Genomic DNA, 20,229 nt, shown 5'->3' with positions numbered 1-20,229 from the left:
GGTATGGCTTCTACGACAGGGGGTCCCGGCGAGATGTTCGCTGCGTCACACACGTGGGCGTTCCTTCGCGCACAGTAGTCCACGGCCTAACCGACCGGCGAGTAACCGCAGGCCGGACCGGCACTGTTCACCCGGACCGCACGCGCCTACGCTTGATCACCATGGCATCCACACGTTCCGGCACCCGGCGGACCCGCGTCCATGTGGTCAGCGACGTGCACGGCAACGCCCGAGACCTGGCCCGGGCCGGCGACGGTGCCGACGCCCTGGTCTGCCTCGGCGACCTCGTCCTCTTCCTCGACTACGCCGACCACGCGCGCGGCATCTTCCCGGACCTGTTCGGCAAGGAGAACGCCGACCGCATCGTCGAGCTGCGCACCGCCCGCCGGTTCGAGGAGGCCCGCGCGTTCGGCGCCCGGCTGTGGGCGGGGATCGACGCCGACCGGGCCACGGCCATCGAGAAGGCCGTGCGCAAGCAGTACGCCGAGCTGTTCGCCGCGTTCCCCACCCCGACGTACGCCACCTACGGCAATGTCGACATGCCGATGCTCTGGCCGGAGTACGCCCGGCCCGGCACCACGGTCCTCGACGGCCAGCGGGCGGAGATCGGCGGGTGGACCTTCGGCTTCGTCGGCGGCGGCCTGCGCACCCCGATGCGGACCCCGTACGAGATCAGCGACGAGGAGTACGCGGCGAAGATCGAGGCCGTCGGCGAGGTCGACGTCCTGTGCACCCACATCCCCCCGGAGGTGCCCGAACTGGTCTACGACACCGTGGCCCGCCGCTTCGAGCGGGGCAGCCGGGCCCTGCTGGACGCCATCCGCCGCACCCGGCCCCGGTACGCCCTGTTCGGGCACGTGCACCAGCCGCTGGTCCGCCGGATGCGGATCGGCGCCACCGAGTGCGTGAACGTGGGGCACTTCGCCGGGACCGGCACCCCCTGGACACTCGAATGGTGAGCTCCGGCAGGCGCGGTGAAGGCGGCAGGCCGGCGGCGCGGTAGCCTTCACGCTGCACACACGTGCGCAGCCCGGCGCACACGAACCTCTCCCACCCGGCCCGCATCTGGAGGAGCCACCGCGATGGCGGAACACACCAGTTCGAGCATCACGATCGAGGCGGCTCCGGCCGACGTCATGGCGGTGATCGCCGACTTCGCGCGCTACCCGGACTGGACCGGTGAGGTGAAGGAGGCGGACGTCCTCGCCACGGACGGGCGGGGCCGCGCCGAACAGGTACGCCTCGTCATGGACGCCGGCGCCATCAAGGACGACCAGACCCTCGCCTACACCTGGACCGGCGACCACGAGGTCTCCTGGACCCTCGTCAAGTCCCAGATGCTCCGTTCCCTCGACGGTTCCTACCTCCTGAAGCCGGCCGGCGCGGGCGCCACCGAGGTCACCTACCAGCTCACGGTCGACGTCAAGATCCCCATGCTGGGCATGATCAAGCGCAAGGCGGAGAAGGTCATCATCGACCGGGCACTGGCGGGTCTGAAGAAGAGGGTGGAGTCGGGGGAGAAGTAGACACCTCCGTCCGCCTCCCGCGCACGACGGTACCGTTCACCGTCATGCGCACCATCCTGATCACGGGCCCCGGCGGCAGCGGTCGTACGACCGTGGCCGCCGCCACCGCGCTCGAAGCCGCCCGCGAGGGCCACCGCACCCTCCTGCTGAGCGCCGACCGCACGGACACCCCGGGCGCGGCCCTGGGCACCGCGACAGGACCGGTCCCCGCCGAGGTCACCGAGCACCTCAGCGCCTGGCGGCCCGACGCCGCCGAACGCTTCCGCCAGGACCTCACCGCCTTCCAGACCCGCGCCGCGAACGTCCTCGACCTCCTCGGCGCCGCCCGCCTGGACGCCGAGGAGGTCACCCCGCTGCCCGGCGCGGAGGAACTGTCCTTCCTGCGCGCGCTGCGGGACGCGGCCCTGTCCGAGCGGTACGACCTCCTCGTCGTCGACCTCCCGCCCCTCCCGCAGGCCCTCGCCCTGCTCGCCCTGCCCGAGGAACTGCGCCGCTACCTGCGCCGCCTCCTGCCGCCCGAACGGCAGGCCGCCCGCGCCCTGCGCCCGGTCCTCGGCCGGCTCGCCGGCGTCCCCATGCCCGCCGACTGGCTCTACGAGACGGCGGCCCGCTGGGACGTCGAACTCGCCGCCGTCGAGGCCGTCCTCACCGACCGGAACACCGCCGTACGCCTGGTCGCCGAGCCCGGCCCGGCCGGCGCCGACGCCGTCCGCGCCGCCACCCTCGGCCTCGCCCTGCGCGCCCTGCGCACCGAGTCCCTGATCGCCAACCGCGCCCTGCCCGAGACCGCCCCCGACAGCTGGCTCTCCTCGCTGCTGGCCCAGCAGCGCAAGACGCTCGCCGACTGGCGGGAGTCGTACGACGTCCACCCCGTCCCGCACCTCGGCCACGACCCGCACGGCCCGGACGACCTCACCGCCCTCGCCGTGCCCGCCGTCAACCCGGCGACCACCCCGGTCGGGTGGCCCGTCGCCGACCGGCTCGCGGAGGACGGCGTGCTCGTCTGGCACCTCCCGCTGCCCGGCGCGATACGGGACGAGCTGGACCTCGTCCGGCGCGGCGACGAACTCCTGATCACCGCGGGCCCGTTCCGCCGGATCGTCGCGCTGCCCTCCGCCCTGCGCCGCTGCACCGTCGCCGGCGCCGGGCTCCGGGACGGCGAGCTGCGCATCCGGTTCGCCCCGGACCCCGATCTGTGGCCCGCCGCCGGACGGTGAACCGGATGCGCCCGTTCGGGTAACGTCGTAAAGGCGAACCGTAGTCAGGAGCCGCCATGAGCGAAGAGCCTCCCGCACCCGACCCTTCCCCGGAGGAGCCGGCGAAGGCGACCGACGCCGACGCCTGGGCCACGGCCGCCGCCGAGGACCTCGCCGCCGAGCAGGCCCGCCGCCGCGCCGAGCACGGCCCGCCGCCGGGCTCGGCGGCCGAGGAACTGAAGAAGCTCGTGGACACGGTGGCCGACAAGCTGGCCGGCCTCCAGTCACCGCTCCTCGGCGGCCTCGCCGGACCCGCCGCCCAGCAGGTGGTGCGGCAGGTCGTCCAGCAGGCGAAGGCCGCCGTCGAGCCCGTCATAGACCGCAACCCGGACGTCTTCGACCACCTGGCCGCGGCCGGCGGCGAACTGCTCGCCGCCTACCGCTCCGCCGTCCAGGCCCAGGAGCGCCGCTGGACCACCGGCACGGCCGACCCGGCGCGGGACCGGAAGGACCCGCGCGACCCGGGCGAGGGCACCGGCCCAGGAGAACGCATCGACCTGGACTGAAACCCTCGCAGGGCAGGGCCTCGGGTACGGTTGGCCGTAGCGGGGCTCGACCGAAACTGAGGGATTCATGGGACTCACCATCGGCGTCGACATCGGCGGCACGAAGATCGCGGCCGGCGTGGTCGACGAGGAAGGCAACATCCTCTCGACCTTCAAGGTGCCGACCCCCACCACGCCCGAGGCCATCGTGGACGCCATCGCCTCGGCGGTGGAGGGCGCGCGCGCCGGGCACGAGATCGTCGGCGTGGGTATCGGCGCGGCCGGTTACGTCAACCGGCAGCGCTCCACGGTGTACTTCGCGCCGAACATTGACTGGCGCAACGAGCCGCTCAAGGAGAAGGTCGAGGCGCGCACCGGCCTCCCGGTCGTGGTCGAGAACGACGCCAACGCCGCCGCCTGGGGCGAGTACAAGTTCGGCGCCGGCAAGGGCCACCGCAACGTCATCTGCATCACGCTCGGCACCGGCCTCGGCGGCGGCATCATCATCGGCAACAAGCTGCGCCGCGGCCACTTCGGCGTGGCCGCCGAGTTCGGCCACATCCGGATGGTGCCGGACGGCCTGCTGTGCGGCTGCGGCTCGCAGGGCTGCTGGGAGCAGTACGCCTCCGGCCGCGCCCTGGTCCGCTACGCCAAGCAGCGCGCCAACGCCACCCCGGAGAATGCCGAGCTGCTGCTCTCGCTGGGCGACGGCACCCCGGAGGGCATCGAGGGCAAGCACATCTCCATGGCCGCCCGCCAGGGCGACCCCGTCGCCGTGGACTCCTACCGCGAGCTGGCCCGCTGGGCCGGCGCCGGCCTCGCCGACCTGGCCTCCCTCTTCGACCCGTCCGCCTTCATCGTCGGCGGTGGCCTGTCCGACGAGGGCGAGCTGGTGCTCGACCCCATCCGCAAGTCCTACAAGCGCTGGCTGGTCGGCGGCAACTGGCGTCCGGTCGCCGATGTGATCGCGGCCCAGCTGGGCAACAAGGCGGGCATGGTGGGCGCGGCGGACCTGGCCCGGGAACCCGACCCGATCATGTAGGAAGCGTCACCAGGGGGCGCGAGGAACTGCGCGACCGGCCACGAAGCCGCGGCGGTCACCCACGCACCTCGCGCCCCGGCCCACTGGGCGTACATTGATCCACATGGCGCTGCTCCCCGACTCCGCAACAGAGCCCGACGGTTCCGCGGTCATCCGCGTCCTGAGCTACAACATCCGCTCGCTGCGCGACGACACGGACGCCCTGGCGAGGGTCATCACCGCCTGCGCCCCCGACCTGGTCCTCGTCCAGGAGGCCCCCCGCTTCTTCCGCTGGCGCAAGAAGCTGGCGCGGCTCGCCGCGGCCTCCGGCCAGGTCATCCTCACCGGCGGCGCCACGGCGGCGGGACCGGCGATCCTGTGCTCCCTGCGCGCCACCGTCGAACGCACGGAGGACGTCCTCCTCCCGCTCACCCCCGGCCTCCACCGGCGCGGCTTCGCCACGGCGGTGGTCCGGTTCGGCGCCACCCGCCTCGGCGTGCTGAGCTGCCACCTGTCGCTCCAGCGGGACGAGCGCCACGAGCAGGGCGGCCTGCTCCTCGACCGCCTCGCCGGACTCGGTGTCGAGCACGCCGTCGCGGGCGGCGACCTCAACGAGGGCCCCGACGGCCGTACCTTCCGCCGGCTCGCCGAGACCCTCCAGGACTGCCGTACGACCGCTCCCTGGGGCGGCGAGTTCACCTCCACGCCCGCCGACCCCCGCCAGCGCATCGACGCGGTCTTCGCGACCAAGGGCATCGAGGTGCTGGGCTGCGGGGTGCCCCTGGACCAGCCGGGCGTGCGCGAGGCGGACCTGAGGGCGGCCACGGACCACCTCCCGGTCCTCGCCGCCCTCAGGATCCCGGCCTGAGCCGGCTCAGACCACCGCGCCGCGCCCCGGGTCGTCGTCCTCCTCGTCGTCCGTCCGCATCCGCGTCACCAGCGTCACGAAGCCGCCGAGGAAGCCGCCGATGCCGAGGGTCGCCAGCCACCAGGTCATGTCCCAGCCGAGCAGCACCGCCAGCAGGAGCAGGACCGGGCCGCCGACCACGCCGAGCCAGGCGAACCTGGCGGTCGTGTCCGAGGTCGGCAGCGGGGGCGGCTCCGGCGGCACGAAGTGGCCCTCGTCGTCCTCGTCGAAGTCGTCGTCGGACGGCTCGGGCGGCGTGTGGTCCCGCGGGCCGATGGCGGGCGCGAAGGAGACCGAGCCGCCCAGCGGCCGGGCGGGCTGCCGGTCCGCGGAGTCCTCCGGCTCACCGCGGGACTCGTCCTCCTGGTCCTTCGCCACGTTCTTCTCCAGCAGCGCCAGATCCTCGACCGGCTTGAAGGGCCGGGTGCCCGGCGGGTCCGGCGGCTCGTCGCCGTACCCGGCGACGATGGCGCGCCAGGCGGCGTCCTCGTCGAACGGCACCTCCTGCCGGTCCGGCTCCCGGGCCTCGTGGCCGCCCTGGCCCTCGCGGTCCTCGCGGCCCTCGCGGTCCTCACGGTCGGAGTCGTGCTCAGCCAACTGCGGCCGTCCCTTCCTTGCCGACACTGGGTGCGAGCCGGCCGATGAAGGCGAGGCTCTCCTCGAAGATCCGGTCCGCGTCCTTGTCCAACGTCGCCACGTGGTAGCTGTGTTCCAGCACGATCTCCGTGACGTCCGCGGCCGACACCCGGCTCAGCACCCGCGCCGAGTCGGCCGCCGGGACGACATGGTCCCGGGCGCTGCGCAGCAGCAGCAACGGCTGCGTGACCTGGGGCAGCTCGCCGTCCAGCCGGCGCAGGAACACCCGCAGCGAGTGCGCCGCGTGCAGCGGCACCCGGTCGTAACCCAGCTCGGCCGCGCCCTCCTTCGCGATGTCGCTGGCGATGCCCTTCGTCGTGCGCACCAGGTGCCGGGCCACCGGAAGGGCGTACGCCGACAGGCCGTGCACCTTGTTGGCCGGGTTGACGACCACCGCACCCGCGACCCGCTCGCCGTGCCGGGCCGCGAGCCTCAGGGCCAGCGCCCCGCCCATCGACAGGCCCGCGACGAACACCCGGGAGCAGCGCTCGGAGAGCAGCCGCAGTTCACGGTCCACCTGCGCGTACCAGTCCTGCCAGGTGGTGAGCTGCATGTCCTCCCAGCGGGTGCCGTGGCCGGGCAGCAGCGGCAGGGAGACGGTCAGGCCGTGGGCCGCGTGGTGCTCCGCCCAGGGGCGCAGCGACTGGGGCGAGCCGGTGAAGCCGTGGCAGAGGAGAACCCCCACCTCACCGCCCTCATGGCGGTACGGCTCGGCTCCGGGGAGAACTGGCATGTGCTTCACCGTACGCGACCGCACTGACACCGACCAGGGTCGTCGGGCTCATTGACGGTACTCCGGGTTAAGGTCTGTTCGACGGAAACAGGAGGCACACGGGTGTTGTACGGCGCGATGAAGGTCGCCATCGGAGGGCCGCTGAAGGTCGCCTTCAGGCCATGGGTGGAGGGCCTGGAGAACGTTCCGGCCACGGGCCCGGCCATCCTGGCCAGTAATCACCTGTCCTTCTCGGACTCGTTCTTCCTGCCGGTGGTGCTGGACCGCAAGGTCACCTTCATCGCCAAGGCGGAGTACTTCACCACCCCGGGCGTGAAGGGCCGGCTCACCGCCGCCTTCTTCAAGGGTGTCGGCCAGCTCCCGGTGGACCGCTCCGGGGCGCGCGGCGCCGGTGAGGCGGCGATCAAGAGCGGCATAGAGGTGCTGGAGCGCGGCGAGCTGTTCGGCATCTACCCGGAGGGCACCCGCTCGCCCGACGGGCGGCTGTACCGGGGCAAGCCCGGCGGCCTCGCGCGCGTGGCCCTCGCCACCGGTGCCCCGGTCATCCCCGTGGCGATGATCGACACGGAGAAGATCCAGCCGCCCGGCCAGGTCGTGCCGAAGCTGATGCGGCCCGGCATCCGCATAGGCAAGCCCCTGGACTTCAGCCGGTACCAGGGCATGGAGCACGACCGGTTCGTGCTGCGGGCGCTGACCGACGAGGTCATGTACGAGATCATGAAGCTCTCCGGCCAGGAGTACGTCGACATGTACGCGACCGCCGCCAAGCGGCAGATCGCGGAGGCGGCGAAGGCGGCCAAGGAAGCGGAGAAGGCCGAGAAGGCGGCGAAGGCCGCCAAGGCCGCCAAGGAGGCGGAGAAGGCCGGCGAGGAGCAGGCCGAGTCCTAGACGGGCACAACGGGGAACCGGGGGGAACCGGGGGACATGCCCAAGCGTGAACGCGTCATGCGCATGTCGGTCGAGCTGCCGCTGTGGCGCGCGCTCGCCGGCTACCGCGTCCTGACCATGCTGTATGCGATCGGCCTGTGCGCCACCGCGTACGACCACTTCGTGCGGCCCTGGGTCGCCGTCGCCTACTACGCCGTCCTGGTCGTGTGGACCCTCGCCACCCTGCCCAAGGTGGCGGGCGCGGCGAGCTGCACCCGGCGCTTCCTGGCCGCCGACCTGGCCGTCGCCCTCGTCGGCATCCTGCTCACCCCGGTCGCCGACAGCCACGAGCGGATCGCGGGCGGCGGCCCCACCCTGCCGTCGATATGGACGGCGGGCGCGGTACTGGCCTTCGCCGTCAAGGGCGGCTGGCGCTGGGCGGCCGTCGCCTCCACGGCCGTGGCCGCCGTCAACCTGGTCGAGCGCGGCCACCCGGCCCGGGACACCGTGCACAACGTGATCCTCGTCTGGGTGGCATCCATCGCCATCGGCTACGTGGTGGAGGTGGCCCGCGCCTCCGAGCGCACCCTCGCCCGCGCCCTGGAGATCGAGGCCGCCACCCGGGAACGGGAGCGGCTGGCCCGGGACATCCACGACAGCGTGCTCCAGGTGCTGGCCATGGTGAAGCGCCGGGGCGCGGCCCTCGGCGGCGAGGCGGCCGAGCTGGGCCGGCTGGCCGGGGAGCAGGAGGTGGCGCTGCGCACGCTGGTGTCGGGCGGCCTGGTCCCGGTGTCCCGGGTCTCGGAGGACCTGGCGGCCGGCGCGGTGGTCCGCGCGGTGGAGGAGCCCGACGAGGAGGACCCGGCCGGCCCGGTCGACCTGCGCTCCCTGCTCGCCCGGTACGCGTGCGCCCGGGTCAGCCTCGCCGAGCCCGGCGCCCCGGTGCTGCTGCCGTCGGCCGCGGCCCGCGAGGTGGCCGCCGCGGTCGGGGCCGCCCTGGACAACGTGCGCCGGCACGCGGGGGCGGAGGGCCGGGCCTGGATCCTGGTGGAGGACGAGCCGGACGAGATCGTCGTCACCGTCCGGGACGACGGCCCCGGCATCCCCGAGGGCCGGCTGGCGCAGGCCGAGGGCGAGGGCCGGCTCGGGGTGGCCCAGTCGATCCGGGGCCGGCTGCGCGACCTCGGCGGCAGCGCCGGGATCGTCTCCGTGCCCGGCCAGGGCACGGAAGTGGAACTGAAGGTACCGAAGGGCGCCGTGCGGGCGCGGGGGAAGAAGGCGGAGCAGCGATGACACAGCAGGACCCGATCAAGGTCATGGTGGTGGACGACCACCCGATGTGGCGTGACGCGGTCGCCCGTGACCTGGCCGAGTCCGGCTTCGAGGTGGTCGCCACCGCCGGCGACGGCGAGCAGGCGGTGCGCCGCGCCAGGGCCGCCGCCCCCGACGTCCTCGTGCTGGACCTCAACCTGCCCGCCAAGCCCGGCGTCCAGGTGTGCAAGGAACTCGTCGGCCACAACCCGGCGTTGCGCGTCCTCGTCCTCTCGGCGAGCGGCGAGCACGCGGACGTGCTGGAGGCGGTGAAGTCCGGTGCGACCGGCTATCTGCTGAAGTCGGCCTCCACCGAGGAACTGCTGGACGCGGTGCGCCGTACCGCGGTCGGCGACCCGGTGTTCACGCCGGGCCTCGCCGGGCTGGTCCTCGGCGAGTACCGGCGGCTGGCAGCCGAGCCCGCGCCCGCGCCGGACGCCGGTGAACCGGGCGCGCCCCGGCTGACGGACCGGGAGACGGAGGTGCTGCGGCTGGTGGCGAAGGGCCTGAGCTACAAACAGATCGCCGAACGCCTCGTCATCTCCCACCGCACGGTGCAGAACCACGTGCAGAACACCCTCGGCAAGCTCCAGCTGCACAACCGGGTGGAGCTGGTGCGGTACGCGATCGAGCGCGGCCTGGACGAGGAGTAGACCGGCGCGGGCCCGCTTCCGGCCGTGCACCGGAATCACCCTTCCCGCCCCTCCCGGTGTGACCTGAATCACCATTAGCGTGACCGGGTGTCAGGGAACCGCTGCGAAGGGACATTTCCATGCGGGTCGGAGTACTGACCGGGGGCGGCGACTGCCCCGGGCTCAACGCCGTCATCCGGGGCGTCGTCCGCAAGGGCGTGCAGGAGTACGGCTATGACTTCGTCGGCTTCCGGGACGGCTGGCGGGGCCCCCTCGAAGGCGACACCGTCCGTCTCGACATCCCCGCGGTGCGCGGCATCCTGCCCCGCGGCGGCACCATCCTCGGCTCCTCGCGGACCAACCCCCTCAAGGCCGGCGACGGCATCCGCCGGATCAAGGACAACCTGGCCAAGCTGGACGTCCAGGCCCTCGTCGTGATCGGCGGCGAGGACACCCTGGGCGTCGCCGCGCGGCTGTCCGGCGAGTACGCGGTGCCCTGCGTCGGAGTGCCGAAGACGATAGACAACGACCTGGCGGCCACCGACTACACCTTCGGCTTCGACACCGCCGTCAACATCGCCACCGAGGCCATCGACCGGCTGCACACCACCGCCGAGTCCCACATGCGGGTCCTCGTGGTGGAGGTGATGGGCCGGCACGCCGGCTGGATCGCCCTGCACTCCGGCCTGGCCGGCGGCGCCAACGTCATCCTCATCCCCGAGCAGCGCTTCGACATCGAGCAGGTCTGCGACTGGGTGACCTCACGGTTCCGGGCGTCGTACGCGCCGATCGTGGTCGTCGCCGAGGGTGCCGTGCCGAAGGACGGCGACATGGTGCTCAAGGACCATTCGCTGGACTCCTTCGGGCACGTCCGGCTGTCCGGGGTGGGCGAGTGGCTGGCCAAGGAGATCGAGAAGCGCACCGGGAAGGAGGCCCGTACGACGGTCCTCGGGCACGTCCAGCGCGGCGGCACCCCCAGCGCCTTCGACCGCTGGCTCGCCACCCGCTTCGGTCTGCACGCCATCGACTGCGTCCACGACGGCGACTTCGGCACGATGGTCGCCCTGCGCGCCACCGACATCGTCCGCGTCCCGCTCGCCGAGGCGACGGCCCGGCTGAAGACGGTGGACCCGGCGCTGTACCGGGAGATCGGGGTGTTCTTCGGCTGACGGCAGCCCCGGCCGCTACACGGTCGTGCGGCGCAGCTGACCGATCAGCTCCCGTACGACCGCCGCGCCGTTCAGGGTCAGCACCGACTCGGGGTGGAACTGCACGCCCGCGAAGCCGGGGCCCCGCAGGGCGTGCACCTCGCCGTTCGCCGCGCGGCTCACCTCGACGCCGTGCGCCGCCAGTTCGCGGGCCGCCTCCTCGTCGCAGCGCGCGACGAAGCTGTTGTAGAAGCCGACCGTCTCCCGCCGCCCGAACAGGTCGATCTCCGTCTGCGCCCCCTGGTACGGCACCTCCTTGCGGACCAGGTCCAGGCCCAGCTCGGCCGCGACCAGCTCGTGCCCCAGGCAGACGCCCAGCACCCCGTGCCGGTGCTCGCGGATCACGGTGGCCGCGAGCTCCCGCAGGAACCGCATCTTCGCGTCGGTCCCGTCGCGCGGGTCGCCCGGACCGGGACCCAGCACCACCGGCCCCTCGTGCGCGAGCACCGCCGCCCGCAGCCCCGGCTCGTCGTACCGCCGTACCGTCACCTCCAGGCCGCCCGAGCGCAGCACGTGCGCCAGCATCGCCGTGAAGGTGTCCTCGCCGTCGACCACCAGCGCGTGGCCGGCCGGCTCCGGCGCGCGGTCCTGCATCCGCAGCCAGAACGGCGCGAGTGCGGCCCGGCGCCCGTCCAGCGCGGCCCGCACCCGCGGGTCGTCGGCCAGCCGGGGCCGCTCCCGCTCCGCCCGCGGCCGGGACGGCCGTACCCCGAGGGCGGCCAGCACGCCCGCCGCCTTCGCGTGGGTCTCCGCGACCTCGCCCGCCGGGTCGGAGCCGCGCACGAGCGTCGCCCCCACCGGAACGCGCAGCCGGCCGTCGGCGGAGATGTCGGCGGTGCGGATCAGGATGGGGGAGTCGAGGGTCTGCGCGCCCCCGGAGTCCCGGCCGAGCAGGGCGAGCGCCCCGGCGTAGTACCCGCGCCCCACGCCGTCCCGGCCGAGGGGCTCGTACCGCTCGATCACCCGGCACGCGTTCTGCACCGGCGACCCGGTCACCGTCGCCGCGAACATGGTCTCCCGCAGCACCTCCCGCACGTCCAGCGAGGACTTCCCGCGCAGTTCGTACTCGGTGTGCGCGAGGTGCGCCATCTCCTTCAGCCGCGGGCCGACGACGACCCCGCCCCTGTCGCCGACGGTGCACATCATCTTGAGCTCCTCGTCGACGACCATCGACAGCTCCTCGATCTCCTTGCCGTCGGCGAGGAAGCCGAGCAGGTGCTCGGGGGTCGGACCCTCGGGGGGATAGCGGTACGTCCCGCTGATCGGGTTCATCACGACGGTCCCGCCGCTCATCCGGACGTGCACCTCCGGACTCGCCCCCACCAGCGTCCGGTCCCCGGTGTGCACCACGAACGTCCAGTACGCGCCCCGCTCGCCCTCCAGCAGCCGCCGGAACAGCGCGAGCGCGTCGGCGCGGCCGAAGCCGGGGATCTCGCCCTCGTAGGTGCGCCGGATCACGAAGTTCGCGCCCTCGCCCCGCCCGATCTCCTCGCGCAGCACCCGCCCGACGGTCCGCGCGTACTCCTCGTCGCTCACGTCGAAGCCGCCGCCCTCGACCCGCACGTCGTGCGCGGGGAGCCGGTCGAGGGCCTCGGCCAGGGACAGCGTGTGCGTCTCCTGCGGGGTCAGCACCAGCAGCGGGGTGCCGTCGTCGCGGACGTCGAAGCCGCGCTCGCGGATCTGCCGGAACGGGACCAGGGCGAGACCCTCGTCGGGCAGGTCGGCGAGCCGGTCCCGTCTGGTCACCGGGCCGAGCAGCACCTCCACCAGGTGCTCGTCGCGGCCGGGGGTGCGGCGGCGGAGCAGGGCGAAGGGGCGGGGATCGGACAGCAGGTCCATGAGGTCCACGGGGCGGGCTCCTTCTGAGTCGTCTGACGGAGAGGAACGGCCCCGGACACACCGAAGGCCGCCCCTCGGGCGGCCTTCGCGAAGTCTTGCGTACGCGCAGTCAGTGGGCCGCCGGATGAGCGGTCCACCACCAGTTCTGGGTCGAAAGCGCGAACATGCGACGCACCCTATCGCATGTCCGTACTGTGTACGCGGTGTCTCATCAGCTGAGCATCGGCGGGGCCCCTCGACATCACCCCGTACTGTTGAGCTCGTGACCGTGAACGCTAAGACCAGCCCGAGCGCTGGCAACACCTGGCGAAACCTGCCCGCGGCGCAGCAGCCCGAGTACCCCGACCCCGAGGCTCTGCGCGCAGTGATCGCGGACCTTGAGTCGTATCCGCCGCTCGTCTTCGCGGGCGAGTGCGATCAGCTGCGCGCCCGGATGGCGGCTGTCGCCAAGGGAGAGGCGTTCCTCCTCCAGGGCGGCGACTGCGCCGAGGCCTTCGACGCCGTGTCCGCCGATCACATCCGCAACAAGCTCAAGACGCTGCTCCAGATGGGTGCCGTCCTCACCTACGCGGCCTCCGTGCCCGTGGTCAAGGTCGGCCGGATCGCGGGCCAGTACTCCAAGCCCCGCTCCAAGCCGACCGAGACCCGCGACGGCGTGACGCTCCCGGTGTACCGGGGCGACTCCGTCAACGGCTTCGACTTCACCGAGGACAGCCGCATCCCGGACCCGGAGCGGCTGAAGCGCATGTACCACGCGTCGGCCTCGACGCTGAACCTGGTGCGCGCCTTCACCACCGGCGGCTACGCCGACCTGCGCCAGGTGCACGCCTGGAACCAGGACTTCGTGCGGACCTCGCCGTCGGGCCAGCGCTACGAGCAGCTCGCGCGGGAGATCGACAACGCGCTGAACTTCATGCGGGCCTGCGGCACCGACCCGGAGGAGTTCAAGACCGTCGAGTTCTACTCCTCGCACGAGGCGCTGCTGCTGGACTACGAGTCCGCCCTGACCCGGGTCGACTCCCGCACGGGCAAGCTGTACGACGTCTCGGGCCACATGGTGTGGATCGGCGAGCGCACCCGCCAGCTGGACCACGCGCACATCGAGTTCGCCTCGCAGATCCGCAACCCGATCGGCATCAAGCTCGGCCCGACCACCACGGCCGAGGAGGCGCTGCGCTACATCGACCGCCTCGACCCCGAGCGGGAGCCGGGCCGGCTGACCTTCATCGTCCGCATGGGCGCCGGCCAGATCCGCGACAAGCTCCCCGAGCTGGTCGAGAAGGTCACGGCGTCCGGTGCGACGGTGGCCTGGGTGACCGACCCGATGCACGGCAACACCTTCGAGGCGGCCTCCGGGCACAAGACCCGCCGCTTCGACGACGTGCTCGACGAGGTCAAGGGCTTCTTCGAGGTCCACAAGGCGCTCGGCACCCACCCGGGCGGCATCCACGTGGAGCTGACCGGCGACGACGTCACCGAGTGCGTGGGCGGCGGCGACGAGATCTTCGTGGACGACCTGCACCAGCGCTACGAGACGGCCTGCGACCCGCGGCTGAACCGCAGCCAGTCGCTGGACCTGGCGTTCCTGGTGGCCGAGATGTACCGGGACCAGTGACCCCCGGACCAGTGAGCCTGGACCGGTAGTGACCGTCCTGTGACGCGGAGTCCCGCGACGGGGAGTCCTGGGGCGCGGATCACATCCGATCCGCGCCCCGCCACTTTTGCGGTTGCCGGGAGATAGGTAAGGTTAGGTTTGCCTCACCGGAAATGGGGTGGCAGGAACAGTGACCCCGTCGGGAGGTGGATCCGCGTGTACGTGTGCAGCTGCTTCGGTGTCACCGAGGCCCAGGTCAAGCAGCACGCGGAGAACGGCGCCTGCACTCCGCGCCAGATAGCCTCCGCCTGCAAGGCGGGCACCGACTGCGGCGGCTGCGTCCGACGCATCCAGGCACTGCTCGGCCGTGGCGCCTGCCCCCGCCGGGAACTGATCGACCAGCGCGCCCCGGCCCTCGTACCGCTGGACGACGCCGCGTAGCGTCCGTGCCCCCGCGGGCTCAGTGGGTGGAGAAGCCGCCCGTGCCCGCGCCCGAGGAGTCGGGCTGGCTCTGCTCGATGACGGTCGACAGGTAGAGCGCCTCGCCCAGCTTGTCCACCAGCTCCAGCTGGGTGTCCAGGTAGTCGATGTGGTGCTCCTCGTCGGCCAGGATCGCCTCGAAGACGTTCGCCGACGTGATGTCGTCCTTCTCGCGCATCACCTGGACGCCCCGGCGCAGCCGGTCGATGGCCTCGACCTCGATCTGCCGGTCGGCCTGGAACATCTCGGTCACCGTCTGCCCGACCCGCACATGGAAGAGCCGCTGGTAGTTGGGCAGGCCGTCGAGGAGCAGGATGCGGTCGGTGAGGACCTCGGCGTGCCGCATCTCGTCGAACGACTCCGCCCGCGTGTACCGGGCGAGCTTCGTCCACCCCTTGTGGTCCTGGAGCTTGGCATGCAGGAAGTACTGGTTGATCGCGGTCAGCTCGGCGGTCAGCTGTTCGTTGAGCAGTTCGATGACCTCGGGGTCGCCTTGCATCGCTGTGGACTCCTTCCAGGTGGACCCGGCCGATAGCGCCGCATGATTGCACCGGTGGGGAAGATCGTCCAGTAAGTACGCACTTAGTAAGTACGTCCAGTGATGATGGTATTTGCCCGGTTCGGGAGTGGGTGGTCAGGGGCACTGCCCGAGGTCTGTCAGGATGGATACATGGGTCATCCGGTGGAGCGAGAGTCTGGGGCAGCGGCAGGGTCCGAGCTTCCGCCGGGTCAGCGGCTCCAGCGCGGCTGGCCGGTCACGCACTACGGGCCGGTCCCGAAGTTCCGGCCCGAGCGCTGGGAGTTCCGGGTCTTCGGCGCCACCGCCGACGGCGAGAAGCGCACCTGGGACCACGAGGAGTTCACGGCCCTGCCGTACACCACGGTGGTGGCCGACCTGCACTGCGTGACGAAGTTCAGCATGGTCGGCGCGGAGTGGGGCGGCATCCCGGCCCGCGCGATCGTGGACCTGGCACCGCCGGCGCCGGACGTCACCCATGTGATGGTCTGGGCGGAGTACGGCTTCAGCTCGAACCTGCGCCTCACGGACTTCGTCTCCGACCGCGCGATCTTCGCCACCCACAAGGACGGCGAGCTGCTCACCGCCGAGCACGGCTTCCCGGTCCGGCTGATCGTGCCCCATCTGTACGCCTGGAAGGGGCCCAAGTGGGTCCGGGGCGTGGAGTACATGACCGCCGACCGCCGCGGCTTCTGGGAGGAGCGCGGCTACCACAACATCGGCGATCCCTGGAAGGAGCAGCGCTACTCCTACCAGGAGGAGCCCGGGGACGGCCCCGAGCTCTGATCCCCGGCCCGCTCAGTGGTGGTACCGGTGCACCACCGCGTGCCCCTTGCCCCGGCCGATCATCCACTTGTTGACCGGGGTGGTCACCATGAAGGCGATCACGAACGAGACCGCGAGCGAGATCCAGAACAGCGCGTCGCCCAGCGTTGCGTCCATCGCCGACGGCCAGACCAGGATCACCCCGTTGTCCATCAGCTCCATCACGACGATGGACAGGGTGTCCGCCGCCAGCGCCACCCGGAAGGCCGTACGGAAGTCGACGCCGGCCCGCAGGACCCCGCGCAGGGTGAGCGAGTAGCCGAAGACGAAGGCCAGGACGATCGCCAGCACCATGGTCGGCAGGTTGCCCCAGCCGAAGGCCGTGCCGACGACCATGCCGAGCACCTCGCCGATGGCGCAGCCGGTGAGGCAGTGCAGGGTGGCCTGGACGGCCATGGCCCAGGTGGCGGCGGGTGCGTGGTGGTGTCCCTGGTCCGCGTCGGCGTGCCCCTGGTGGTGTGCGTGTGCCGCGTGCGCCTCGTGCTGCATGACTACCCCCATGTCAGGTGACGGCTCCTGCGCCTGGCAGGAACCATATACCCCACGGGGGTATTCCCCAACGGTCAGTCCTCGCGGAGCTTCTTCAGCCGCTCCACGTCCGCCGCGTGCCCCTCCTTGCCGCCGGGCGTCTCGATGACCAGCGGTACGCCCTCGGTCGCGGGGTGGCTCATGAGCGCCCGGAACGGGTCCTCCCCGATGTGGCCGGCGCCGATGTTCTCGTGCCGGTCCTTGTGGGCGCCCACCACATCCTTGGAGTCGTTGGCGTGGATCAGCTTCAGCCGGCCCGGGCCGACGGTGTCCACCAGCAGGTCCAGGGTCCGGTGCATGCCGTCCGGTCCGGTCAGGTCGTGCCCGGCGGCGAAGATGTGGCACGTGTCCAGGCACACGCCCAGCTTCGGATGCGCGTCCAGCGCCTCGAAGTACGGCCCGAAGTCCCAGGTCCGCGAGCACAGCGAGGAGCCCTGCCCGGCGGTCGACTCCAGCAGCAGGAACGGGTCGTCGTCGTGGGTCAGCTCGTCCAGCAGCGGCAGCAGACGCGCGCGCACCTGCTTCAGCGCGACCTCCCGCGTCCGCCCGCCGGTGGCGCTCCCGGTGTGCACCACGACACCCAGCGCGCCGATCTCCCGGCCGCGCCGCAGCGAGTGCCGCAGCGACTCCACCGACCGCTCCACGGTCGCCTCGGTGTGCGAGCCGAAGTTGATCAGGTACGGCGCGTGCACGTACGCCGGGACCGACTCCTCGGCGCAGGCCGCGCGGAACGCCTCGTCCTGCCGCGGGTTCCCGGCGGGCGTGGCCCAGCCGCGCGGATTGGCGACGAAGACCTGCACCGTCTCGGCCTTCAGGTCACGGGCGTACGACAGCCCGACGGAGTGCAGGCCACCGGCCACGGGCACGTGGCCGCCGACGGGGTTGCGGGGGAGGGGGGACTGAACGGGACTCACCCGTTCAGGGTGTCATGTCCGCCCCCATGCCCGGACCGCGCTCCCCGTGAGACCGGTCACCGGATGGTGATCGTGATCGTCGACCCCTTGGGCGCCTCGTCGCCGCCGTCCACCGACTGCTTCTTCACGGTGTCCCCGAACAGCCCGAGCAGCCCGCGGTCCTCCTTCACCTCGAACCCGGCGTCCTCCAGGGCCTGGTGGGCGTCGTCCACGCTGTCGCCGACCACGTCCGGGACCTCGATCATCTCCGGGCCCTTGGACAGCGTCAGCGTCACCGTGTCGCCCTCGGCCGCCTGACGGCCGTCGCCCGGGCTCTGCGCGGCGACCTCGCCCTGGTCGTACTCGGAGTTGACCCGCTTCCCGGCCACCTTCACCTTCAGCCCGGCGTCCGTGAGTTCCTGCTTCGCGCTCTCCAGGTCGTCGCCGGTGACGTCCGGCACGTCGATCGGGCTGCCCTTGCTGACGATCAGCGCGATCGCCGAGCCCGCGTGCCGCTCGGTGCCCGCCTCGGGTGTCGTACCGATCACCGAGCCCCTCGGGACGTCGTCGCTGAACGCGCGGGTGACCATGCCCGGCTCCAGGTCGTCCGCCTTCAGCCGCGCCCGCGCCTTCGCGAGCGACTGGCCCGCCACGTTCGGCACGTTCACCGTCTCCGGTCCCAGCGACACGGTCAGCGTCACCGAGTCGTGGTCCCGGATCCGCGCGCCGGGCGCCGGGTCGCTGCCGATCACCGTGCCGCGCTCGACCGTGTCGCTGTACGCGCGCTTGACCTGCCCGACGTCCAGACCGGCCGCCTTCAGCCGCTCCTTGGCCTGCGCCTCCGTCTTGGCCAGCAGCGGCGGCACCTTGGTGAACTGGCCGGAGTTGATGTACCAGACCCCGGCGCCCACGCCGAACACCACCAGCACGGCCGCGATCACCGCCAGCACCGCGCGCCGGGGCCGCGCCGGGCGCCGGCGGGGCGGCACGGGCGGGCTCTGGAACCGGGCGGTGCGCTCGACGCCGTCCACAGAGGCGTCCGCGTCCTCGGTCACCGGCAGCGGCCGGGACGGGGGTCCCCCCGCGCGGGCGAAGCCGAGCGTGGGGGAGGTCAGCGCGCGCGGGATCACGCTCGTGCGGTCCTCGGCGTTGTCGTGCTCCGCGGTCAGCGCCTGCGGCGGCAGCGCGTCCAGCTGCTCGCCGGTCAGCGACAGGCGGGCCTCGCGCACCTGGGCGAGCAGGGCCACGGCGTCGTGCGGCCGGATGTCCGGGGTGCGCGCGGTGGCCGACGCGACCAGCTCGTCCAGCTGGTACGGCAGGCCGGGCACGAGCGCCGAGGGCGGCGGCACGTCCTCGTGGAGGTGCTTGTAGAGCACCTGGGCCGGGGAGTCCCCGGAATGCGGCTTGGCGCCGGTCAGCATCTCGTACAGCACCACACCGCACGCGTACACGTCGACGCGCGGGTCGGTGGTGCCCTGCTCGATCTGCTCCGGCGCGAGATAGGAGACGGTCCCGAGCACGGCACCCGTCGTGCTGGTCACCGTGTCCACGGAGCGCACCAGTCCGAAGTCGGCGACCTTGACCCGGCCGTCGTCGCCTATCAGCACGTTCTCGGGCTTCATGTCCCGGTGCACGAACCCGGCCCGGTGCGCGGCACCGAGCGCGGCGAGCACCGGCTCCAGGACGTCCAGCGCGGCCCGCGGCTGCACCGCGCCCCGCTCGCGCAGCACGTCCCGCAGGGTGCAGCCGGCGATGTACTCCATCGCCAGGTAGACGAACGACCCGTCGGTCCCCTGGTCGAAGACCTGCACCACGTTGGGGTGGTCGAGCCGGGCGACCGACTTGGCCTCCCGGATGAACCGCTCGACGAACGTGCCGTCGGCCGCGAGCGTCGGGTGCATCACCTTCAGCGCGAGCACGCGGTCCAGGCGGGTGTCCAGGGCCCGGTAGACCGTGGCCATGCCACCGGCCGCGATCCGCGCGTCGACGCGGTACCGGCCGTCGAGCACCTGCCCGACGAGGGGGTCCTGAAGGGTCGTATCCACGAGAGGCGAGTCTACGAGGGGGTACCGACACGACCGCCCCGCCCACCGGCATCGGAGCGGGACTGAAGCCGACCTGTGACGCGACACACGCGCGAACCCGGGGCCGCCGGCGGCGGAGACGAAACGGGACTAGAACGCGGGACGCTCGGGATCCAGCACGGCCAGGCCCTCCGCAGGAGACGACGCCTCGGCGAGGTACCTGCGGGGAATCCGTCCGGCCAGCCGGGCCAGCCGGCCCCCCTCCACCGCGAGCTTCATGGCGCAAGCCATCAGCTCCGGCTCCTGGGCCCGGGTCACCGCGGAGGCGAGCATCACCCCGGCGCACCCCAGCTCCATCGCCAACGCCACGTCCGACGCCGTACCGGCCCCCGCGTCCAGGATCACCGGCACACGCGCGTGCTCCACGATGAGCTGGAAGTTGTGGGGGTTGCGGATCCCCAGCCCGGACCCGATCGGCGACCCCAGCGGCATGACCGCGGCGCACCCCACGTCCTCCAGCTTCCGCGCGAGCACCGGATCGTCGTTCGTGTACGGCAGCACCGTGAACCCGTCGTCCACCAGCGTCTCCGCCGCCTCCAGCAGCTCCACCGGATCCGGCAGCAGCGTCCGCTCGTCGGCGATGACCTCCAGCTTCACCAGGTCCGTGCCCAGCGCCTCCCGGGCCAGCCGGGCGGTCAGCACGGCCTCGCCCGCGGTGAAACAGCCGGCCGTGTTCGGCAGCACCCGGATGCCGAGCTTCTCCAGCACCGACAGCACCGAGCCGTGCACGCAGGGGTCCACCCGGCGCATCGCGACCGTGGTCAGTTCCGTACCGGAGGCGACCAGCGCCCGCTCCAGCACGTCCAGGCTGGGCGCCCCGCCCGTGCCCATGATCAGCCGGGAGGAGAAGGTCAGGTCACCCAGGACCAGGGGATCGTCGGCCATGG

22 protein-coding genes are annotated in these 20,229 nt (G+C 72.4%); 13 read left to right on the top strand and 9 right to left on the bottom strand.

Going from position 1 to position 20,229, the window contains the following annotated elements; genetic code table 11:
* Positions 1-161: 161 nt before the first annotated feature.
* The 6 genes from IE294_RS08820 to IE294_RS08795 all read left to right on the top strand — a co-directional run bounded on the left by IE294_RS08820 (position 162) and on the right by IE294_RS08795 (position 5,156).
* Entirely contained in the window at positions 162-959 is a 798-nt protein-coding gene (locus tag IE294_RS08820; protein ID WP_189884041.1) for a metallophosphoesterase family protein, read from the top strand.
* A 123-nt stretch (positions 960-1,082) separates the two neighbouring features.
* On the top strand, positions 1,083-1,526 hold the full coding sequence (locus tag IE294_RS08815; protein ID WP_189884039.1) for an SRPBCC family protein: 444 nt from the start codon (positions 1,083-1,085) through the stop codon (positions 1,524-1,526).
* Positions 1,527-1,570: 44 nt separating this feature from the next.
* A complete protein-coding gene (locus IE294_RS08810) occupies positions 1,571-2,743 on the top strand; it encodes an ArsA family ATPase (RefSeq protein ID WP_189884037.1) in 1,173 nt (390 codons plus the stop codon).
* Positions 2,744-2,799: 56 nt separating this feature from the next.
* Positions 2,800-3,288, top strand: a complete 489-nt coding sequence (locus IE294_RS08805; protein ID WP_189884036.1) for a DUF5304 domain-containing protein — start codon at positions 2,800-2,802, stop codon at positions 3,286-3,288.
* A 67-nt stretch (positions 3,289-3,355) separates the two neighbouring features.
* On the top strand, positions 3,356-4,309 hold the full coding sequence (locus IE294_RS08800; protein ID WP_014672213.1) for an ROK family glucokinase: 954 nt from the start codon (positions 3,356-3,358) through the stop codon (positions 4,307-4,309).
* A 103-nt stretch (positions 4,310-4,412) separates the two neighbouring features.
* A complete protein-coding gene (locus IE294_RS08795; protein WP_189884033.1) occupies positions 4,413-5,156 on the top strand; it encodes an endonuclease/exonuclease/phosphatase family protein in 744 nt (247 codons plus the stop codon).
* Positions 5,157-5,162: 6 nt separating this feature from the next.
* Here IE294_RS08795 and IE294_RS08790 read toward each other — a convergent pair whose 3' ends face one another.
* Positions 5,163-5,792, bottom strand: coding sequence for a hypothetical protein (locus tag IE294_RS08790; RefSeq protein WP_189884031.1), 630 nt, complete (start codon positions 5,790-5,792; stop codon positions 5,163-5,165).
* A complete protein-coding gene (locus IE294_RS08785) occupies positions 5,785-6,564 on the bottom strand; it encodes an alpha/beta hydrolase (protein WP_189884029.1) in 780 nt (259 codons plus the stop codon). Before IE294_RS08785 ends, IE294_RS08790 begins: the two co-directional genes overlap by 8 nt.
* Before the next feature lie 117 nt (positions 6,565-6,681).
* Between IE294_RS08785 and IE294_RS08780 the strand changes: the two genes are divergently transcribed.
* The 4 genes from IE294_RS08780 to IE294_RS08765 all read left to right on the top strand — a co-directional run bounded on the left by IE294_RS08780 (position 6,682) and on the right by IE294_RS08765 (position 10,543).
* Positions 6,682-7,452 carry a lysophospholipid acyltransferase family protein gene (locus IE294_RS08780; RefSeq protein WP_189884116.1) on the top strand — a complete coding sequence of 257 codons (771 nt, stop codon included), beginning with the start codon at positions 6,682-6,684 and terminating at the stop codon, positions 7,450-7,452.
* Between the two features lie 36 nt (positions 7,453-7,488).
* Positions 7,489-8,724, top strand: a complete 1,236-nt coding sequence (gene macS, locus IE294_RS08775; protein ID WP_189884027.1) for a MacS family sensor histidine kinase — start codon at positions 7,489-7,491, stop codon at positions 8,722-8,724.
* Positions 8,721-9,395, top strand: coding sequence for a response regulator (locus IE294_RS08770; RefSeq protein WP_189884025.1), 675 nt, complete (start codon positions 8,721-8,723; stop codon positions 9,393-9,395). The genes macS and IE294_RS08770 overlap by 4 nt, the downstream gene beginning before the upstream one ends.
* Before the next feature lie 119 nt (positions 9,396-9,514).
* A complete protein-coding gene (locus IE294_RS08765; RefSeq protein WP_189884023.1) occupies positions 9,515-10,543 on the top strand; it encodes a 6-phosphofructokinase in 1,029 nt (342 codons plus the stop codon).
* Positions 10,544-10,558: 15 nt separating this feature from the next.
* Here IE294_RS08765 and IE294_RS08760 read toward each other — a convergent pair whose 3' ends face one another.
* Both IE294_RS08760 and IE294_RS49595 read right to left on the bottom strand, forming a co-directional pair.
* Complete coding sequence (locus IE294_RS08760) at positions 10,559-12,430, bottom strand: anthranilate synthase family protein (protein WP_306433385.1); 1,872 nt, start codon at positions 12,428-12,430, stop codon at positions 10,559-10,561.
* 100 nt (positions 12,431-12,530) lie between these two features.
* Entirely contained in the window at positions 12,531-12,587 is a 57-nt protein-coding gene (locus tag IE294_RS49595; protein ID WP_078912442.1) for a trp operon leader peptide, read from the bottom strand.
* A 96-nt stretch (positions 12,588-12,683) separates the two neighbouring features.
* Between IE294_RS49595 and IE294_RS08750 the strand changes: the two genes are divergently transcribed.
* Positions 12,684-14,036: a class II 3-deoxy-7-phosphoheptulonate synthase gene (locus IE294_RS08750; protein WP_189884021.1), complete on the top strand. Its 1,353-nt coding sequence runs from the start codon at positions 12,684-12,686 to the stop codon at positions 14,034-14,036.
* A 195-nt stretch (positions 14,037-14,231) separates the two neighbouring features.
* The gene (locus IE294_RS08745) at positions 14,232-14,456 is read left to right on the top strand and encodes a (2Fe-2S)-binding protein (RefSeq protein WP_014672203.1); all 225 of its coding nucleotides are present in this window, start codon (positions 14,232-14,234) and stop codon (positions 14,454-14,456) included.
* A gap of 19 nt (positions 14,457-14,475) precedes the next feature.
* On the opposite strand, the gene bfr is transcribed toward IE294_RS08745, so the two are convergent.
* Positions 14,476-14,994: a bacterioferritin gene (bfr, locus tag IE294_RS08740; RefSeq protein ID WP_189884019.1), complete on the bottom strand. Its 519-nt coding sequence runs from the start codon at positions 14,992-14,994 to the stop codon at positions 14,476-14,478.
* 171 nt (positions 14,995-15,165) lie between these two features.
* Between bfr and IE294_RS08735 the strand changes: the two genes are divergently transcribed.
* Positions 15,166-15,798: a sulfite oxidase-like oxidoreductase gene (locus tag IE294_RS08735; RefSeq protein ID WP_189884017.1), complete on the top strand. Its 633-nt coding sequence runs from the start codon at positions 15,166-15,168 to the stop codon at positions 15,796-15,798.
* A gap of 12 nt (positions 15,799-15,810) precedes the next feature.
* Here IE294_RS08735 and IE294_RS08730 read toward each other — a convergent pair whose 3' ends face one another.
* The 4 genes from IE294_RS08730 to IE294_RS08715 form a co-directional block, all read right to left on the bottom strand.
* Positions 15,811-16,326 carry a DUF4396 domain-containing protein gene (locus IE294_RS08730; RefSeq protein ID WP_189884111.1) on the bottom strand — a complete coding sequence of 172 codons (516 nt, stop codon included), beginning with the start codon at positions 16,324-16,326 and terminating at the stop codon, positions 15,811-15,813.
* Between the two features lie 74 nt (positions 16,327-16,400).
* The gene (locus tag IE294_RS08725; protein WP_189884015.1) at positions 16,401-17,279 is read right to left on the bottom strand and encodes a deoxyribonuclease IV; all 879 of its coding nucleotides are present in this window, start codon (positions 17,277-17,279) and stop codon (positions 16,401-16,403) included.
* Between the two features lie 56 nt (positions 17,280-17,335).
* Entirely contained in the window at positions 17,336-19,303 is a 1,968-nt protein-coding gene (pknB, locus tag IE294_RS08720; protein ID WP_189884013.1) for a Stk1 family PASTA domain-containing Ser/Thr kinase, read from the bottom strand.
* Between the two features lie 129 nt (positions 19,304-19,432).
* Positions 19,433-20,227, bottom strand: a complete 795-nt coding sequence (locus IE294_RS08715) for a thiazole synthase (protein WP_189884011.1) — start codon at positions 20,225-20,227, stop codon at positions 19,433-19,435.
* Between the last annotated feature and the right edge of the window lie 2 nt (positions 20,228-20,229).

The organism is Streptomyces canarius (assembly GCF_014650735.1).
Taxonomy (GTDB): Bacteria; Actinomycetota; Actinomycetes; order Streptomycetales; family Streptomycetaceae; genus Streptomyces; species Streptomyces olivaceoviridis.
Note: the sequence above shows the minus strand (reverse complement) of the source record. Positions and strands in the feature narration are given on the sequence as shown.

Coding starts and splice junctions, on each gene's coding strand:
- IE294_RS08820 (WP_189884041.1), top strand. CDS start 162: ATGGCATCCACACGTTCCGGCACCCGGCGGACCCGCGTCCATGTGGTC.
- IE294_RS08815 (WP_189884039.1), top strand. CDS start 1,083: ATGGCGGAACACACCAGTTCGAGCATCACGATCGAGGCGGCTCCGGCC.
- IE294_RS08810 (WP_189884037.1), top strand. CDS start 1,571: ATGCGCACCATCCTGATCACGGGCCCCGGCGGCAGCGGTCGTACGACC.
- IE294_RS08805 (WP_189884036.1), top strand. CDS start 2,800: ATGAGCGAAGAGCCTCCCGCACCCGACCCTTCCCCGGAGGAGCCGGCG.
- IE294_RS08800 (WP_014672213.1), top strand. CDS start 3,356: ATGGGACTCACCATCGGCGTCGACATCGGCGGCACGAAGATCGCGGCC.
- IE294_RS08795 (WP_189884033.1), top strand. CDS start 4,413: ATGGCGCTGCTCCCCGACTCCGCAACAGAGCCCGACGGTTCCGCGGTC.
- IE294_RS08785 (WP_189884029.1), bottom strand. CDS start 6,564: ATGCCAGTTCTCCCCGGAGCCGAGCCGTACCGCCATGAGGGCGGTGAG.
- IE294_RS08780 (WP_189884116.1), top strand. CDS start 6,682: ATGAAGGTCGCCATCGGAGGGCCGCTGAAGGTCGCCTTCAGGCCATGG.
- macS (WP_189884027.1), top strand. CDS start 7,489: ATGCCCAAGCGTGAACGCGTCATGCGCATGTCGGTCGAGCTGCCGCTG.
- IE294_RS08770 (WP_189884025.1), top strand. CDS start 8,721: ATGACACAGCAGGACCCGATCAAGGTCATGGTGGTGGACGACCACCCG.
- IE294_RS08765 (WP_189884023.1), top strand. CDS start 9,515: ATGCGGGTCGGAGTACTGACCGGGGGCGGCGACTGCCCCGGGCTCAAC.
- bfr (WP_189884019.1), bottom strand. CDS start 14,994: ATGCAAGGCGACCCCGAGGTCATCGAACTGCTCAACGAACAGCTGACC.
- IE294_RS08735 (WP_189884017.1), top strand. CDS start 15,166: ATGGGTCATCCGGTGGAGCGAGAGTCTGGGGCAGCGGCAGGGTCCGAG.
- IE294_RS08730 (WP_189884111.1), bottom strand. CDS start 16,326: ATGCAGCACGAGGCGCACGCGGCACACGCACACCACCAGGGGCACGCC.
- IE294_RS08715 (WP_189884011.1), bottom strand. CDS start 20,227: ATGGCCGACGATCCCCTGGTCCTGGGTGACCTGACCTTCTCCTCCCGG.